At 72.7% G+C, this 16,378-nt stretch carries 14 protein-coding genes; all 14 read right to left on the reverse strand.

What is annotated here, in order from left to right:
• Positions 1 to 6 precede the first annotated feature (6 nt).
• Positions 7 to 621 (reverse strand): hypothetical protein, encoded by a 615-nt coding sequence (locus tag BXA10_RS04630; RefSeq protein WP_076467856.1) that lies wholly within the window; start codon positions 619 to 621, stop codon positions 7 to 9.
• Between the two features lie 71 nt (positions 622 to 692).
• Entirely contained in the window at positions 693 to 1,505 is an 813-nt protein-coding gene (locus tag BXA10_RS04635; protein ID WP_076467858.1) for a DivIVA domain-containing protein, read from the reverse strand.
• Positions 1,506 to 1,549: 44 nt separating this feature from the next.
• The gene (locus tag BXA10_RS04640) at positions 1,550 to 1,855 is read right to left on the reverse strand and encodes a YggT family protein (RefSeq protein ID WP_076467860.1); all 306 of its coding nucleotides are present in this window, start codon (positions 1,853 to 1,855) and stop codon (positions 1,550 to 1,552) included.
• Between the two features lie 32 nt (positions 1,856 to 1,887).
• Positions 1,888 to 2,577, reverse strand: coding sequence for a cell division protein SepF (locus tag BXA10_RS04645; RefSeq protein ID WP_076467862.1), 690 nt, complete (start codon positions 2,575 to 2,577; stop codon positions 1,888 to 1,890).
• Positions 2,578 to 2,769: 192 nt separating this feature from the next.
• Positions 2,770 to 3,513: a YggS family pyridoxal phosphate-dependent enzyme gene (locus tag BXA10_RS04650; RefSeq protein WP_076467864.1), complete on the reverse strand. Its 744-nt coding sequence runs from the start codon at positions 3,511 to 3,513 to the stop codon at positions 2,770 to 2,772.
• Between the two features lie 9 nt (positions 3,514 to 3,522).
• On the reverse strand, positions 3,523 to 4,638 hold the full coding sequence (gene ftsZ, locus BXA10_RS04655; RefSeq protein ID WP_076467866.1) for a cell division protein FtsZ: 1,116 nt from the start codon (positions 4,636 to 4,638) through the stop codon (positions 3,523 to 3,525).
• Between the two features lie 245 nt (positions 4,639 to 4,883).
• Entirely contained in the window at positions 4,884 to 5,699 is an 816-nt protein-coding gene (locus BXA10_RS04660; protein WP_076467868.1) for a cell division protein FtsQ/DivIB, read from the reverse strand.
• Positions 5,696 to 7,231 carry a UDP-N-acetylmuramate--L-alanine ligase gene (gene murC / locus BXA10_RS04665; protein WP_076467870.1) on the reverse strand — a complete coding sequence of 512 codons (1,536 nt, stop codon included), beginning with the start codon at positions 7,229 to 7,231 and terminating at the stop codon, positions 5,696 to 5,698. The genes BXA10_RS04660 and murC overlap by 4 nt, the downstream gene beginning before the upstream one ends.
• On the reverse strand, positions 7,228 to 8,334 hold the full coding sequence (gene murG / locus BXA10_RS04670) for an undecaprenyldiphospho-muramoylpentapeptide beta-N-acetylglucosaminyltransferase (protein WP_076467872.1): 1,107 nt from the start codon (positions 8,332 to 8,334) through the stop codon (positions 7,228 to 7,230). Before murG ends, murC begins: the two co-directional genes overlap by 4 nt.
• On the reverse strand, positions 8,334 to 9,746 hold the full coding sequence (locus BXA10_RS04675) for an FtsW/RodA/SpoVE family cell cycle protein (protein WP_425436035.1): 1,413 nt from the start codon (positions 9,744 to 9,746) through the stop codon (positions 8,334 to 8,336). The genes murG and BXA10_RS04675 overlap by 1 nt, the downstream gene beginning before the upstream one ends.
• Positions 9,747 to 10,058: 312 nt before the next feature.
• A complete protein-coding gene (gene mraY, locus BXA10_RS04680) occupies positions 10,059 to 11,183 on the reverse strand; it encodes a phospho-N-acetylmuramoyl-pentapeptide-transferase (protein WP_076467874.1) in 1,125 nt (374 codons plus the stop codon).
• On the reverse strand, positions 11,180 to 12,577 hold the full coding sequence (locus BXA10_RS04685) for a UDP-N-acetylmuramoyl-tripeptide--D-alanyl-D-alanine ligase (RefSeq protein WP_076467876.1): 1,398 nt from the start codon (positions 12,575 to 12,577) through the stop codon (positions 11,180 to 11,182). The genes mraY and BXA10_RS04685 overlap by 4 nt, the downstream gene beginning before the upstream one ends.
• Positions 12,574 to 14,139 (reverse strand): UDP-N-acetylmuramoyl-L-alanyl-D-glutamate--2,6-diaminopimelate ligase, encoded by a 1,566-nt coding sequence (locus BXA10_RS04690; protein ID WP_084752217.1) that lies wholly within the window; start codon positions 14,137 to 14,139, stop codon positions 12,574 to 12,576. The genes BXA10_RS04685 and BXA10_RS04690 overlap by 4 nt, the downstream gene beginning before the upstream one ends.
• A 52-nt stretch (positions 14,140 to 14,191) precedes the next feature.
• Positions 14,192 to 16,378 carry a peptidoglycan D,D-transpeptidase FtsI family protein gene (locus BXA10_RS04695; RefSeq protein WP_076467880.1) on the reverse strand — a complete coding sequence of 729 codons (2,187 nt, stop codon included), beginning with the start codon at positions 16,376 to 16,378 and terminating at the stop codon, positions 14,192 to 14,194.

Below are 16,378 nucleotides of genomic sequence, written 5' to 3' on the forward strand. Positions count from 1 at the left end.
CCTCGCTCAGCTCGGCCGGACGTCGGCGAGCAGCGCGGTGGCCGGCTCGCACCGGGCGCACGGCGTGAAGCCGAGTTCCACCGCCTCCGCCACCGGCAGCGGCTCACACACCCGTCCCCGCAGGTGCGCGCAGTCGGCCAGGTGGTAACGGGGCCGACCGTCCACCACCTGCACCTCGTCGGAGAGCCGGGCCATCTGCGACACCTCGGCGGGCGTCACGGGCTGGGCGCCGGGCTCGTCGTCGTACGCCCCCACCTGCCCGGTGGTCGACGGGGGCGGCCGGTCGCCGGCCTGCGGGACGGGTGGTTGCCGCCACCCGCCACCGCTGCCCACTGTCGGAGGAACGTGCTGAACCGGAATCTCCGGTTCGATCGGGCCGTACGCGCCGCCCTGCCCTGCCGGGTCAGCCGCCCGGGACGCGCCCGGATCCCGCTGCCCTGTGCGGGCCGGATCCGCAGTCGCGCGGGCGGCGGCGGCCTGGCGGGCACCCACCACCAACGCGACGGCGGCCAGCAGACTGGCCGCGATCGAGATGATCAACAGGAGACTGGAGCCGCCGGCCAGACCCAGCACCAGCAGCGCCACAGCGACGAGGATGAGCACGAGGCTTGCGACTATCACGGGTCACCCCCGCCGCGTCGTACCGTCCAGGTGGTCGGCGACCGTCGCGATCGACGGCCGCCGACCGTAGATCAGCGACCGGCCTCGAGAGCGCCGGAGCGACCGCCACCGTAGGAGCCGGCGAGGCCGGCGGTGGCCAGACCGTTACCGCCCGAGACCCGGCCGCCCTCCGAGCGGCTCATCTCGGCCTCGAGGCCCTGCCCGCGACCGTCGAGGTCGCGCAGCTGGCTCTCCAGGTACGCCTTGAGGCGGGTGCGGTACTCACGCTCGAACTGCTTGAGCTCCTCGATGTGCTTCTGCAGCGCGGTGCGCTTGGCGTCCAGGCCGCCCATGGCCTCCTGGTGCCGCTGGCGGGCGTCCCGCTCGAGGGCGTCGGCCTTCGCGCGCGCCTCCCGGGTCACCTCCTCGGCCTTCGACCGGGCCTCGGCGAGCAGCTGGTCGGCCTCGCGCCGAGCGTCCGAGACGTGGTCGTCGGCCGTCCGCTGGGCCATCATCAGCACTCGCAGCGCCTGCTGCTCGCCGTCGCCCACAGCGGCGGCAGCAGCGGCAGCGCCGCCGGCGGACCGCACCTGCTCCAGCTCGGCCTGCATCGCGCGGGCGGCCTGCTCGGCCGCGGCCTTGTCGCGCTGCACCCGGTCGAGCTGGGCCTTGACGTCGTTGAGCTCCGCCGCGAGGCGGGCGTCACCGCCGGGGCCGGCGGGGGCTCCGCCACGGCCGCCGCGCTCCACCTGGGCGCGCAGCTCGTTGTTCTCCTCGATGAGACGGGCGAGCTCGCGCTCGACCTCGTCCAGGAAGGCGTCGACCTCCTCCTCGTCATACCCCCGCTTGCCGATCGGCGGCTTTTTGAAGGCGACGTTGTGAACGTCGGCCGGGGTCAGCGGCATCGAAACTCCTCGGGTCAGTTGCGGCCGCGAAAGCGCGTCGGTCATCAGGCGGTTGCCAGGATCGACGGCCTCAACACGAACTCCATCAGCACGAACAGGATAACCAGGAGCACAAGGGAGGCCAGGTCGATGCTCACGGTACCAATTCGCAGCGGAGGGATCACACGCCTCAACGCGCTGAGAGGGGGATCAGTGACGCTCCACACGGATTCCAGTCCCGCCGATGCGCCGCGACCAGGTTGCCAGCGGCGTCCGTACTGCAGCACCGCGCTCAGGACGAACCGGGACAGGAGAAGCAACAGGAAGACATACAGGACCAGGTAGAGAACCTGGAGCACGATCGACAACACGACAGGCGACGTCCCTCGGCTCGGGGCGGGGGTCAACTCAGACTGAAAAAACCACCCTCAGCGATCTTGGCCTTGTCCTCCGCGGTGACCTGGACGTTGGCCGGTGAGAGCAGGAACACCCGATTGGTCACGCGCTCGATCGTACCGCGCAGCCCGAACGCCAGCCCGGCGGCGAAGTCCACCAGACGGCGGGCGTCCGCCTCGTCCATCTCGGTGAGGTTGATGATCACCGGCACTCCGTCCCGGAAGTGCTCGCCGATGGTCCGCGCCTCCCGGTAGGTGGTCGGGTGCAGGGTGGTGATCTGGTAGCGCTGCTCCTCGTCGGCGGCGACCGTACGCTCCCGCGGCGTGGCCTGCGGAGCGAGGGCGAGATTGTCGCGGGTGTGGTAGGTCAGCGCGCTCGCCGTCTCCCCCGTCGACCGGGTGATCGACCGGACGCTGGACCGCTCCGCGCGCTCCGGCCGCTCAGGCTCGTCCCGCTCGGTCTCCGTCGAGCGGCTGCTCGTCCGCTCGCTGAGCCGGCCACGCTCCCCCAGGCGGGGACGCGGCGCCGGCGGCTCCTCGGCGTCGTCCTCGTCGTCGGCGAACTCCTCGGCGTACCGGCTCTGCCGGTAGCGCGAGTCGCGGTAGCCACCCTTGTCGTAGCCACCGTCCTCGTAGGCCCGCTCGTCGTCCTCTTCGACCAGACCGAGCCAGACCCCCGCCTTGCGCAGTGCACCCATCCCGCGCCCTTCCATCCGCCGTGCGGCACGCGCCCCCGTGCCGTGTCGCCTGTCGCGAGTGGACTTCTCTCTGCCCACCGGACCGGAACAGCAATCCACTGGCGCGCGATTCGCGTCGCGTGCCACGACCCCCGACGACGGGATGCCGCCCCTGAAACAACACCGATGTAATTTGCTTCTTTCGCGGTCAGGCTACCGCAGCGTGGGGCGCATTCCGAGCAACGCACTACCGACGCGGACATGTGTCGCGCCGTATCTGATCGCGATTTCCAGGTCCCCACTCATGCCGGCGGAGAGCGCCGTCGCCTCCGGGTGGACCGCACGCATCCACTCGGCCACCTCGGCCAGCCGGGCGAAGGCCCGGTCGGGCTCCCAGCCCAGCGGCGCCACCGCCATCAGCCCCGCCAGCCGCAACGCCGGCGCCGACGCGACGGCCTCGGCCACCGCGCCCAGCCCGACGTCCGGATCGGCGGAGTCCGGCAGCGCCCCGCCACGCGACGGATCACCGTCGACACTCACCTGCACCAGCGCCGTCAGTGGCCGATCGCGGCCGGTCGCCGCGGCGTCCAGCGCCCGGGCCAGCCGGACGCTGTCCAGCGAGTGCACCGCGTCGGCGTAGCGGACCACCGAGCGGGCCTTGTTGCGCTGCAACCGTCCGATGAAGTGCCAACGCGGCGCAGCCCCGGCCGCCGCGACCTCGGCGGCCTTGCCGGCCGCCTCCTGATCGCGATTCTCACCGACGTCGGTCACCCCGAGTTCGGCGAGCGCCAGCACGTCGGCGGCCGGGTACGTCTTGGTCACCGCGATCATCGTGACCTCGGCGCGGTCCCGTCCGGCGGCCGCGCAGGCGTCCGCGATCCGGGACCGCACCGCGGCCAGCGCGGCCGCCAGTTCGGCACGGCGATCCGGCCGTACCCTGGTCGAGCTGTCGGTCATGGGTGGCGCTCAGGATCCGTTCTTGAGGAAGTCGGGCACGTCGACGTCGTCGAAGAGCACGCGGCGCGGCGACTGCTGCGGCGCCGGCATGGCCGGCGGCGGCGCCACCGGCGGGTTCTGCGGCGCCGGCTGGTTCTGGTTGGTCTTCCGCCCCGGCTCGGCCGCCTTGTACGCCGGCGCCCCACCGTCGAAGCCCGCCGCGATCACGGTCACCCGCACCTCGTCACCGAGCGCGTCGTCGATGACCGCACCGAAGATGATGTTCGCGTCCGGGTGAGCCGCGTCGGTGACCAGCTGCGCCGCGTCGTTGATCTCGAACAGGCCGAGATCGGAGCCACCGGCGATGGAGAGCAGCACGCCACGCGCGCCGTCCATGCTCTGCTCCAGCAGCGGGCTGGAGATCGCCGCCTCGGCGGCCTCCACCGCGCGGTTCTCGCCACGGGCGCTGCCGATGCCCATCAGCGCGCTGCCCGCGCCACTCATGACGCTCTTCACGTCGGCGAAGTCCAGGTTGATCAGACCCGGCGTGGTGATCAGGTCGGTGATGCCCTGGACACCGGAGAGGAGCACCTGGTCGGCGGTGCGGAAGGCGTCCATCATGCTGATGTTGCGGTCACCGAGCGCCAGCAGTCGGTCGTTCGGGATGACGATCAGCGTGTCGCACTGGTTGCGCAGCTCGTCGATCCCGGCCTCGGCCTGCACCTGGCGGCGCTTGCCCTCGAACGAGAACGGCCGGGTCACGACGCCGATGGTCAGGGCGCCGAGCTTGCGGGCGATGTTCGCCACCACGGGCGCGCCGCCCGTACCGGTGCCACCACCTTCACCGCAGGTCACGAAGACCATGTCGGCGCCCTTGAGCACCTCCTCGATCTCGTCACGGTGGTCCTCGGCGGCGTTCTTGCCGACGTCCGGGTTGGCACCCGCGCCGAGCCCACGGGTCAGCTCCCGGCCGACGTCGAGCTTCACGTCGGCGTCGCTCATCAGCAGCGCCTGCGCGTCGGTGTTGATCGCGATGAACTCGACGCCCTTGAGCCCAACCTCGATCATTCGGTTGACGGCGTTCACGCCGCCGCCACCGATGCCGACGACCTTGATGACCGCCAGGTAGTTGTGCGGAGGTGTCATCTGAAGGTCCTTTCCCCCTCGAGATTGGCATGGGCCGGCCCCACACGGCTTGGCCAGGCCAGCAGTCGACGTCGGCAGTTCCTCGTGAGGACCAGGGTCGAACCCTCACCCTCTACTAGAGGCTTACAGTTATGTCAACCACTGATCCTCTTCGGGGCAACGTAAGCGCCGCCGCCCCGTGAACCAAGGACCTGACCGGCGTGTCGCAGCCCGGAGCGGGACGGCTCACGTCAGGCGACGTGCCGTCACCGGAAGGTGACCACGTCCGGCGCGCTCACGTCGATCGTCTTCGCCCGCTGGTCCAGCAGCGCGGTGGCCACCCGCGCCTTGTCCTCGTTCCGGGACGCGTCGCCCCAGATCACCGTCCGGCCGCCGTCCAGACGAAGCTTGATCAGCGCGAGACTCTCCACGCTCACGTCCAGCAGGGAGTCACGCAGCTCCGGGGAGAGCGCGCCGAGCACCGCCACCGCGGCCCGGGTGCCCGGATCGTCCGCCCCCGGCCGGGAGACCCGCACCAGCGGCACGTCGCCGGGTCGCTCGTCCAGGCTGCGGAAGACCGTGCCGGTGTGGTCGATCAGGACGAACCGCTCCCCCTGCGGCACCGCCGCCACCGGAGTGCGCTCCACCACGCGCACCACCAACGCCCCCGGCCAGTCCCGGGTCACCGTCGCCCGTTCCACCGGCGCCAACTCGCCGATCCGCCGGGCCGTTCCGGCCAGGTCCACCCTGGCCAGCGGGACCCCGTCCGGCACGCCGGCGGCCTCGCGCACCTGCACCGGCGTCACGAGCCCGGCACCCTCCACTCGCACCTCGCGTACTCCGAACAGGCCGGTGCCGAGGACGATCCAGGCGATCAGCCCCGCCAGCACGAGCACCGCCGCGGCTACCGCCCAGGGCAGCGCGGCGCGCATCCGACGCTGCCGCGCCCGGCGCATGAACCGCCGGGCCGAGGGCGGCACCGCGTCGCTGCCCGCCCGGACCAGCTGCCAACGCCGCACGACCGGCGCGCGCCGGCCGGACGCCTCACCGGTGGTCCGCCCGCGAGCGGGCCCGGGGCTCATCCGGCGGCGGGCGCCGCGCCGTCCGGGGTAACGGCGTCACCGGTCGTCGGACCGCCGCCGACGGCCGGCACCCCCGGTACGGTGCCCTCGATGGCCGCGCCGTCGCCGGCTCCCGCCGTACGGGTCAGCAGGGCGTCCAGCAGCTGATCGCCCATCAGCGAGATCGGCGGAGCGCCCATGGTCACCACCACGTCGCCGGGGCGAGCCCGGCGGGCCACCTCCACCGGCGCCGTCTCCCAGGAGTCGACGAAGACCTTCCGCTCGGCCGGCAGCTGAACCGCTTCGATCAGCGCCGCCGAACCCTCCCCGGGCTGGCGCAGCTCACCAGGCCCGAAGACCTCCAGCAGCACCAACTCGTCGGCGATCGCCAACGCCTGGGCGATCTCCGCCTGCAGGTCCCGGGTGCGGTAGAGCCGGTAAGGCTGGAAGACGACGATCAGCCGGCCGTCCCCCGCCACCTCGCGCAGCGTCTGCAACGCGAGGGTCATCGAGGTGGGGTGGTAGGCGTACTCGTCGTAGACCAGCACATCGTCGGCGACGCCCTTGCGCTCGAAGCGCCGGCGCACACCGGGAAACGCCGCCAGCGCGGCCTCCGCCGCCTCCAACGGCAGCTCCAGCAGGTACGCGGCGAGCACCGCCGAGGCGCTGTTGAGGCCCATGTGCCGCCCCGGCACCGGCAGCCGGAACTCGCCCAGCGACCGGCCGTCGATCGCGGCGAGGTAACGCACCCCCTGCGCCGAGGAGGCCATCGCGGTCAGCCGCAGGTCCGCGTCCGGCGACTCGCCGTACGTGTACACGCGGCGCCCCTCGGCCCGCAACGTCGCCGCCAGCCGCCGCCCGCCCGGGTCGTCCGCGCAGGTGATGACGAACCCCTCGGGATCGGTGAGCCGGGCGAACTCGGCGAAGGCGGCCTCCAGGTTCGCCAGGTCGCCGTAGGTGTTCAGGTGGTCGGCCTCGATGTTGGTGATGATCGAGACGTACGGGCGGTAGATGAGGAAGGACCTGTCGCTCTCGTCGGCCTCGACCACGAAGTACTCGCCCGTGCCGTGGTGCGCGCCCGAGCCGACCTCGGAGATCTCCCCTCCGATCACGAAGGACGGATCCGTGCCGGCCTGCTGGAGCACCATGGTGACCATCGAGGTCGTGGTGGTCTTGCCGTGCGTGCCGGCGACCGCGACCGCGCGACGGCCGGTCATGGCCGCGGCGAGCGCCTCCGAGCGGTGCAGTACCCGCAGGCCGCGCCGGCGCGCCTCCACCAGCTCCAGGTGGTCCTGCGGGATGGCCGACGAGTAGATGACGGTGTCCACGCCGTCGAGGTTGGTCACCTCGTGGCTCATGTGGATCGTGCCGCCCAGCGCGCGCAGCCCGGCCAGCGACGGCCACTCCCGCAGCTCGCTGCCGGAGACCGGCAGGCCCCGGGTGAGGAAGAGCCGGGCCAGCCCGCTCATTCCGACGCCGCCCACCCCGATGAGGTGGATGGCGCCGAGGTCCTCGGCGGTGAGCGTGCCGGCCGGAGTGAACTGCGCGGTCATCGGGCCACCGCCTCGTAGACGAAGTTCAGCAGGGCGACGTCGCCGTCGCGCCGCCCGTACGCCGCCGCGGCCGTCCCCATCGCGGCGAGCCGGTGCGGGTCGCGGATCAGCGGGATCACCGTCCGCTCCAGCCAGGCCGGAATCATCTCGTTGTCGTCGACGAGCAGCCCGCCGCCGGCCTCCACCACGGGCAGCGCGTTGCGCTTCTGCTCCTGGTTGCTGTGCGGGTACGGCACGAAGATCGTGGGCAGGCCGATGGCCGCGACCTCGGCGACGGTCATCGCGCCGCCCCGGGCGAGCATGAGGTCGGCGGCGGCGTAGCCCAGCTCCATCTCGGACAGGTAGGGCAGGGTCACGTACGGCACCGGCAGGTCGGTGGGGATCGGCACCGGCTCGTTGCGGGCGCCCATCACGTGCAGCACCTGCACGCCGTTGCGGGCGAGCTCCTTGGCCGCGCCCGCGACGGCGAGGTTGATCGAACGGGCACCGGACGAGCCGCCGGCGACGAAGAGCACCGGCAGGTCCGGGCGGAGCCCGAAGCGGGCCCGGGCGGCGTCGCGCAGGGCGGCCCGGTCGAGCCCCGCGATGCTGCGGCGCAGCGGCACACCCACCACCCGCGCGTCGCGCAACGACTCGGCCTGCTGGGGCTGGTGCGGAAAACCGACCGCGACGTTCTTGGTGAACTTCATGCCCAGCCTGTTCGCCACGCCCGGCGGCACGTTCACCTCGTGGATCACGATGGGCATCTCCCGACGCCACGCGGCGAGGTAGGCCGGCACCGAGACGTACCCGCCGAAGCCGACCACCGCGTCGGCCTGGACCTCGTCGATCACCTTGCCCGCGGCGCGGGCCGCGGTCCACATCCGGCCCGGCGTGCGGACCAGGTTCATGTTGATCGACCGCGGCAGCTGGTAGGCGGGGATCGGCCGCAGATCGTAGCCCTGCGGCGGGATCAGGTCGTTCTCCATTCCCCGGGGTGTGCCCAGGCAGGTGATCCGGACGCCGGGGTCGTGTCGGCGCAGGCAGTCGGCGAAGGCGAGCAACGGGTAGACGTGCCCCCCGGTGCCACCTCCCGCGAGCACCACCGAACGCAGCGGACCCATCAGCGTCTCCTCTCGCTCGCCGTCCCGCTCCGCGCCCTGGTCTGTCGGGCACCGCGGGGTGCGGCCTGTTCGTCGGACCGCCGCTGCCGCGCCCGAGGCACCGGCCCACGGGCAGCCGGGGGCGACGCCGTCCGGCGACGCCGTCCGGGAAGCGGCGGCAACGGGGCCCAGAGTAGTCGGACCCACCGGGCCGGCGGACGGGCATGCAGGGCTCTGGCCGCATCGGGTTCGGCCCGGGCGAAGGAGGCGAGCATGCCGACCGCCGCGAGCGTGACGACCAGGGCGCTTCCACCGTCGGAGATGAACGGCAGCGGCAGACCCGTGATCGGCATCAGACCGACCACGCCACCCACATTGATCACGGCCTGGCTGATCAGCCACGTCGTCACCGCGGCCGCGGCGAGCCGGCGGAACGGGTCGTCGACGCGCCGGGCGATCCGCAGCCCGGTGTAGGCGAGCACCGCGAAGAGGGTGAGGATCACCGCGCAGCCGACCACCCCCAGCTCCTCGGCCACGACGGCGAAGATGAAGTCGTTGTGCGCCTCGGGCAGCCAGTCCCACTTCAGGCTGCCCTTGCCGAGCCCGACCCCGAACCAGCCCCCGTGCTCGATCGCCAGCCGCCCCTGGAAGAGCTGGTAGCAGTCGGTCAGCTTGCACTCCTCCGGGTCCGGCGGGCTGAAGAAGGACATCAACCGGGCGAGGCGGTAGTTCTCCGCGCCCCGTTCGCCGGAGCCGGCGCCGAGCGAGGCGACCGCGATCAGCAGGCCGACCCCGATCAGACCGGCGACCGAGAGCGCGCCGAACACCCGCAGCCGGACCCCGGCCGCCCAGAGCAGCCCGACGACCAGCGCCAGCAGGCAGATCATGGTGCCCAGGTCGTTGTAGCCGACCAGCACGAAGAGCAGGCCGACCATCGGGACCAGCGGGGTGGCCAGCTCGCGCCACCAGCCGAGCGCGGCACCCTTGCGGGCGACCACGTGCGCGCCCCAGAGCACCAGCGCGAACTTGGCGAGTTCGGAGGGCTGCACCTGGACGCCGCCGATGAACAGCCAGTTCAGGTACGCCTCGATCGGGCCGATCGAAGCCGAATCCGTATTGCTCAGGCGGGCCCAGGCGACCAGCAGGTTGAGCACGAGCAGCAGCCCGATCGCGGTGAACAGCAGCGGTCGGCCGAGCGCCCGGTACGTCGTCGCGGGCAGCCGCTGGCAGGCCCAGAAGGCGACAACACCGATCACCGCGAAGATCGCCTGCTTGACCACCGAGGTCGTAGCGTTGCCCGCCTCGGCGTAGTCCTTCACGCTGGTCGCGGAGAAGACCATGGTCAGACCGATCAGCAGCAGCAGGCCGGCGCTGGAGATCAGCAGGTAGTAGGACGCCATCGGGCGGTCCAGCAGGCCGCGCAGGGCGGCCAGCCCGCCGGCCGCGTCCAGCCCACGCAGGGGGGCCGCCGGTGGCGCGCCTCCGTCCGCCCCCCGGGCCGTCGGACCCGCCTCCGGTCTACGCCCGCCGCCCGGCTCCCGCCGGGGCCGGGCCTGGCTCGTGCCGTCGGTGCCTCGTCCCTCCCCCACCCGGACATCATGGCGGCTACGGCGGCCACCTGCCCCCGCAACCGCCCCCTCGGCGTGTCGGGATGGACGCCGGGCCCCCGGCCGGCGTGTTCCGCACAGCAGGGGGCCCGTCAACGCGTCGGACCGTGGGGCCGCCGGGCGGCCCGGCCGGTCGGCTCAGGTGACGTTGGCCAGGTACTCGCTGTAGAAGAGGCCCAGCGCGATGGCCACGCAGATACCCGCGATGATCCAGAACCGGACCACGATGTTGACCTCGCTCCACCCCGCCAGTTCGAAGTGGTGCTGCAGGGGCGACATCCGGAACACGCGCTTGCCCGTGGTCTTGAACGAGATGATCTGGATCACGACGGACATCGTGATGATCACGAAAAGGCCACCGATGATCGGCAGCAGCATGATGGTCCGGGTGGACATCGCCATGCCGGCGATCAGACCGCCGAGGCCCAACGCCCCCGTGTCGCCCATGAAGATCCGGGCCGGCGAGGTGTTCCACCACAGGAAGCCGACGCAGGCCCCGGCCGCCGCCCCGGCGATCAGCGCGATCTCCAGCGGGTCCCGGACCGTGTAGCAGTAGTCCCGGGTGTAGCTCGGGTCGGCACACCAGTGCCGGTACTGCCAGAACGCGATGAGCGCGTACGCGGCGAGGACCATCACCGAAGCGCCGGTGGCGAGACCGTCCAGGCCATCGGTGAGGTTCACCCCGTTGGTCGCCGCCATCACCACGAAGATGAAGAGGATGACCGCGCCGACCTTCGTGAGTTCCAGCGCCGGGATGTCCCGGATGAAGCTCAGCGTCGTGCTGCCGACCGTCTCGGTGTTGGTCGCCGTGCCCTTCGCGTCGGTCATGGTGCTCGGAAAATAGAGCGCCACGACGCCGAAGACCGCGCCGACCAGGATCTGGCCCAGCAGCTTGCCGCGCTTGTTGAGCCCGCCGCTGTGCCGCTTGCGCACCTTCAGGAAGTCGTCGATGAAGCCGACCGCGCCGGAGAACACCATCAGCCCCAGCAGCACCAGCGCCGTGATGGTCGGCTCGACCTGGGCGATCTGCAGATCGGGCAGCGTGGTCAGGGCGAGGTGACCCGCGACGTACGCGATGACCGTGGCCAGGATGAAGACCACGCCGCCCATCGTCGGCGTGCCCTTCTTGCCCTGGTGCATGGCCGGGCCCTCGGCCCGGATCGGCTGACCGGCCTTGAGCCGCGTGAAGACCTTGATCGCGATCGGGGTGCAGAAGAGCGAGATCAGGAACGCCACGCCGACGGCGACGATTACCGCCCTCATGCGGTGGTCTCCCCACTGGCCTGCGCGCGGAGCGCGTCGGCCACCTCCCAGGTGCGGTACCGGGAGCCCTTGACCAGGACGACGTCGCCCGGCCTCAGCTCCTCCCGCAGCACCTCGACGGCTGCCGCCTGATCGGTGAGCAGCACCGACTCTCCTCCCCAGTTGCCTACCGCTGTCGCGCCTTCGTGGATCGGCGCGGCCGACTCGCCCACCACGAGCAGCCGGTCTACGCCCAGCTCGGCCGCGAGCTGGCCGACCTCCGCGTGGCCGTCGTACTCGTATTGGCCGAGCTCGGCCATGTATCCGAGCACCGCGACGGTACGCCGCCCGCCGCCCAGGGCGGCCAGCGCCTTGAGCGCCGCCGACATGGAGGCCGGATTGGCGTTGTACGAGTCGTCGATGACTGTCACCCCGTCGGGGCGGTCGAAGACGTCCATCCGCCGGGTCGACACCAACCCCAGCTCACCCAGCGCCTGCGCCAGCTCGGTGAGCGGCATGCCCAGCTCCCGGGCCACCGCCGCGGCGGCGAGCGTGTTGGAGACCTGGTGGCGGCCGGTCAGGCCGAGCCGCACCGGCGCGCGTCCCTCCGGGGTCACCAGGGTGTACGACCCGCGTCCCCGCTCGTCCAGCACGACGTCCTCGGCCCGCACGTCGGCGTCCGCCGCCTCACCGTAGAAGACCACCCGGGCTTCGGTGCGGGAGGCCATCGCGGACACCAGCGGGTCGTCGGCGTTGAGCACCGCGAGGCCGTCGGCCGGCAGCGCCTCGACCAGTTCCCCCTTGGCCAGGGCGATGTTCTCCTGCGAGCCGAACCCGCCGATGTGCGACGTCCCGACGTTGAGCACCACGGAGATCCGGGGCGGCACCAGCTCGCAGAGGTAACGCACGTGCCCGATCCCGCGGGCGCCCTTCTCCATCACCAGGTAACGGGTCTCCGGCCCGGCCTTCAGCGCCGTGTACGGGTGTCCCAGCTCGTTGTTGAACGAGCCGGGAGGCGCGACCGTGGTACCGAGCCGGGCGGTGAGCTGGGCGATGAGGTCCTTGGTGGTGGTCTTGCCGGAGGAGCCGGTCAGCCCGACGACGGTCAGCTGCGGCAACCGGTCGACCACCGCGCGGGCCAGCCGGCCCATCGCGTCCCGCGCGTCGTCCACCAGCACCATCGGCACACCGGGCACCTCCCGGGTGCCGAGAACGGCCACCACGCCGGCCTCGACGGCTCCCTCGGCGAAGTCGTGCCCGTCGACCTTCTCCCCGGGGAAGGCGACGAAGATCCCTCCGGCGGTCACCTTGCGCGAGTCGAACTCGACCGAACCGGTGACCCGGACGTCCGGGTCGGCGTTGACGAGCCGGCCGTCGACCGCGGTGGCCACCTCGGCCAGCGTCAGCGGGATCACCGGTGACCCGCCAGGTCGCCGAAGCGGGCGCGCAGCGCGTCGGCCAGCTCCGTGTGGTCGACGAACGGCAGCACCTCGCCGGCCACCTCCTGCCCGCGCTCGTGGCCCTTGCCGAGCAGCGCGATCACGTCGCCCGGGTCGGCCAGCCGTACCGCCTCGTCGATCGCCGCCCGGCGGCCGGCCACCTCGGCGATCCGGGCCGTGGTGCCGGCCTGCCGGGCACCGGCGAGGACCTCGGCGCGGATGGCGGCCGGATCCTCGGTCCTCGGGTTGTCATCGGTCACCAGCACCACGTCGGCCCCCTCCGCGGCGGCGGCGCCCATCACCGGCCGCTTGCTCCGATCCCGGTCCCCACCGGCGCCGATCACGCAGATCAGCCGGCCGGTGCTCAGTTCACGCAGCGCGGCCAGGGCGGCCACGATCGCGTCCGGCTTGTGCGCGTAGTCGACCACCCCGCGTACGGGCGCGTCAGCGGGGGTGACCAGCTCCAGCCGGCCTGGTACGCCGCCGCACGCGGCCACCCCGGCGATCGCCGTGCCCGCTTCCACCCCGACCGCGGTCAGCGCGGCGATGGCGAGCAGGGCGTTGGCCACGTTGTGCCGGCCCGGCAGCGCCACGCTTCCGGGCAGGGTGAGCCCGTCCGGGCCGTGCACCGTGAAGCGCTGGGCGTAGCCCTCGCCACCGATGCCGTCGGCCCACCAGGTCGCGTCCCGGTCGCCGGAGGCCGAGTAACTGACAGTGGCGGGCTTGAACAGCGATCGCAGTGCCGGGTCGTCGTGGTTGAGCACCTCGACCCCGCAGCGCCCGTCGAACAGTTGCGCCTTGGCGGCGAAGTAGTCCGCCGAGTCGGCGTGGAAGTCGAGGTGGTCGGAGCCGAAGTTGGTGTAGCCGCCGACGGCGAAGCTGACCCCGCCGACCCGGCCCATGGCCAGCGCGTGGCTGGACACCTCCATCACCACGGCGGTCACCCCGCGCTCGCGCGCGGCGGCCAGCATGGCGTGCAGGTCGGTCGCCTCCGGGGTGGTCCGCACGCTGTCGATCACCAGGTCACCGAGGCGGGTCTCCACCGTCCCGATCAAGCCGGTGGTGTGCCCCGCGGCGCGGAGCCCGGACTCGATCAGGTAGGCCGTCGAGGTCTTGCCGGCGGTGCCGGTCACCCCGATCACGACCAGCCCGGCGGTCGGGTCGCCGTAGACGGCGGCGGCGAGCGCGCCGAGCACCGCGCGGGGGTCGGGCACCACGAGGGCCGGCAGGCCGGCCGCCGCGACCGCGTCCGCGCCGGCCGGGTCGGTCAGCGCGGCCACCGCGCCGGCGGCGGCCGCACCGGCGGCGAACTCGGCGCCGTGCCGGCGGGCACCGGGCAGCGCCGCGTACAGGTCGCCGGGGCGGACCTCCTGGCTGGCGTGTGTGATACCGGTCACCACCACGTCGGCGGCCTCGGCGGGCGGCTCGACTGTGAGCCGGGCTGCGAGGTCGCCGAGCCGGGTGCCGGTGACCGTACGGGGGCGAGGATTGCCGGACACGGCGTCAGACCCTACCCGGTCGTCCGGCGCCGGCCGCACAGCCGCCCCGGTGGTTCGTCCCCACTCACCGATGATGTCCCGCCGTGCCTGCTCAGCGCGGATAGACCACGAACTCGGGCGACTTGCTCGTCGTCGAGGGTGGCACCTTGTAATGACGGAGAGTGAATTGCATCATCTCCTTGAACGCCGGGCCGGCGATCGCGGCGCCCCCGCCGGCCGGGACGTACGCGAACACGGCGATCACGTAGCGGGGCTTCTCGGCCGGCGCCATGCCGATGAACGAGGAGACCTCGCCGGGCTGCTTCTTCCCGTCCACCAGCCGCCAGCCGGTGCCGGTCTTGCCGGCCACCCGGAATCCCGGCACCGCGGCCGCCAGGCCGGTGGCGTTGTCGACAGTGGTGACCGCCTCCAGCAGCGTGCGCAGCGCCTGGGCGTTCTGCGGGCTCAGCACCGGGCGGGTGACCGGCGCCTCGGCCGGCGTCCGCTCGCCGTCCGGCCCGATGACCTCCTTGATGAGGTGCGGCTGGATGTACGTCCCGTCGTTGGCGATGGCGGCGTACGCGGCGGCCATCTGCAACGGGGTGGCGTCCACGCTGTGCCCGATCGGCACCGACCCGTACGACGACTCGCTCCACTCGTCCGCAGGCAGCAGCCGGCCGCTCGCCTCCCCCGGCATGCCCTCTCCGGTCGGCTGTCCCAGGCCGAACCGGCGCTGGTAGTCGATGAGCCGCTCCTGGCCCAGCTTGTCGGCCACCTTGATGGTGCCAACGTTCGAGGAGTACGCGAGCATCCCGGCGATGCTCATCCGCCGCCCGTTCGCGGGGTGGGTGTCGGAGAACCAGGTGTCGCCCTTCTTGATGCTGTTCTCGATCGGCAGCGTGGTGTCCGGGGTGATCACCCCCTCCTGGAGCGCCGCCCCGAAGGTGATCGCCTTGTGCACCGAGCCGGGGTCGACCACGAAGCTGCTGGCCACGTCCTCGCGGGCGACCGGGCTGCTCGCCTCCGGCTTGGCCGCGTTGTACGTGGGATCGCTCGCCTGGGCCAGCACGTCGCCGGTGGCCACGTCGATCACCACGGCCGCGCCGGTGGCGTTTCGCGCCTGCGCCATGTGCCGGCTGAGGATCACCTGCGTCATGTACTGCAGATCGCGGTCCAGGGTGAGCTGGAGCGAACTGCCCGGCTTGGGCGGCGTCGTCTCGCTGTAACCGCCGGGGATCGGGGCGGCCAGGTCGCGGCGGCCGGCCTCGTAGACGCGCTTGCCGTCCTCGCCCCGCAGCAGGTCGTCGTAGCGGGCCTCCAGCCCCTCCAACCCGACCATGTCCTGACTGGTGAAGCCGATCAGGTTGGCGGCCAGGTCGTCGCCGGGCACCTCACGCCGCTCGTCTCGGTGCACACCGATACCGGGCAGTTCCAGCTCCTGCACCTGCTTGGCGACGCCGATCTCGACTCCCCGGGCCAGGTACTCGAAGCGCGACGGGTTGCCGTTCTCCAGTTTGCGCGGCTCCATCAGCTTGCTCAGCTTGGACACGGAGATGCCCAGCAGCGGCGAGAGCGCCTTCGCGGTACCGGCCGGATCCTCGATCATCGTCGGGTCGGCGAACACGTACCGGGCCTCCACGCTGTGCGCGAGCAGGGCGCCGTCGCGGTCGTAGATCGCCCCGCGCGGCGCCGGCAGGTCCACCGTCCGGGTCCGGTCCGCGACGCCGCCGCCGGCGTACGCGGGTGCGTCCACCGCCTGCAGGACGACCAGCCGGATTCCGATGACCACGAAGAGCGCCAGGGTGAGCACGGTGCCCAGGCGCAGCCGCAGTCGCGAGTCGGCGAGCTTCGGCGGCCTCGGCGGTTTGCGCGACGGGCGGCGGCCGGCGGGCCGGTCCGGGCGGCGTTGCGGGCGGGGCGCGGTCCGGCGGCGGGGCGCGGACGGCTCGTGGGTCGGGGTGCCCGGCATGCGGGCCTGCACGGTGCGGACCACGCCGGAGCGACCGGCGGCCGCCGCGTCGCGCCGGGCCGCCCGGGCGGCTCCGGCACGGCCACCGTCGAGCACCTGCAGCGCCGGCCGGAACGGGTCGCCCGACCGGGTGCCGCGCGGCGTGCGCCGCTGTTCCGCCCCGCCACCGCGCGGCGCCCGGTCGTGCTCCTCCCGGATGGTGCGCCCCCGAGGGGTGTACGCCCGAGCGCCGGAAATCCCCCCGCCCGGCTCACCGGCGCCCCGGCCCACACCCTCCCGGGACGAGCCGCGCCGGTCGTCCCGGCGCGGGTCGTCCGACCTCGGCGGCAC

The organism is Micromonospora avicenniae (genome assembly GCF_900156065.1).
Taxonomy (GTDB): domain Bacteria; phylum Actinomycetota; class Actinomycetes; order Mycobacteriales; family Micromonosporaceae; genus Micromonospora; species Micromonospora avicenniae.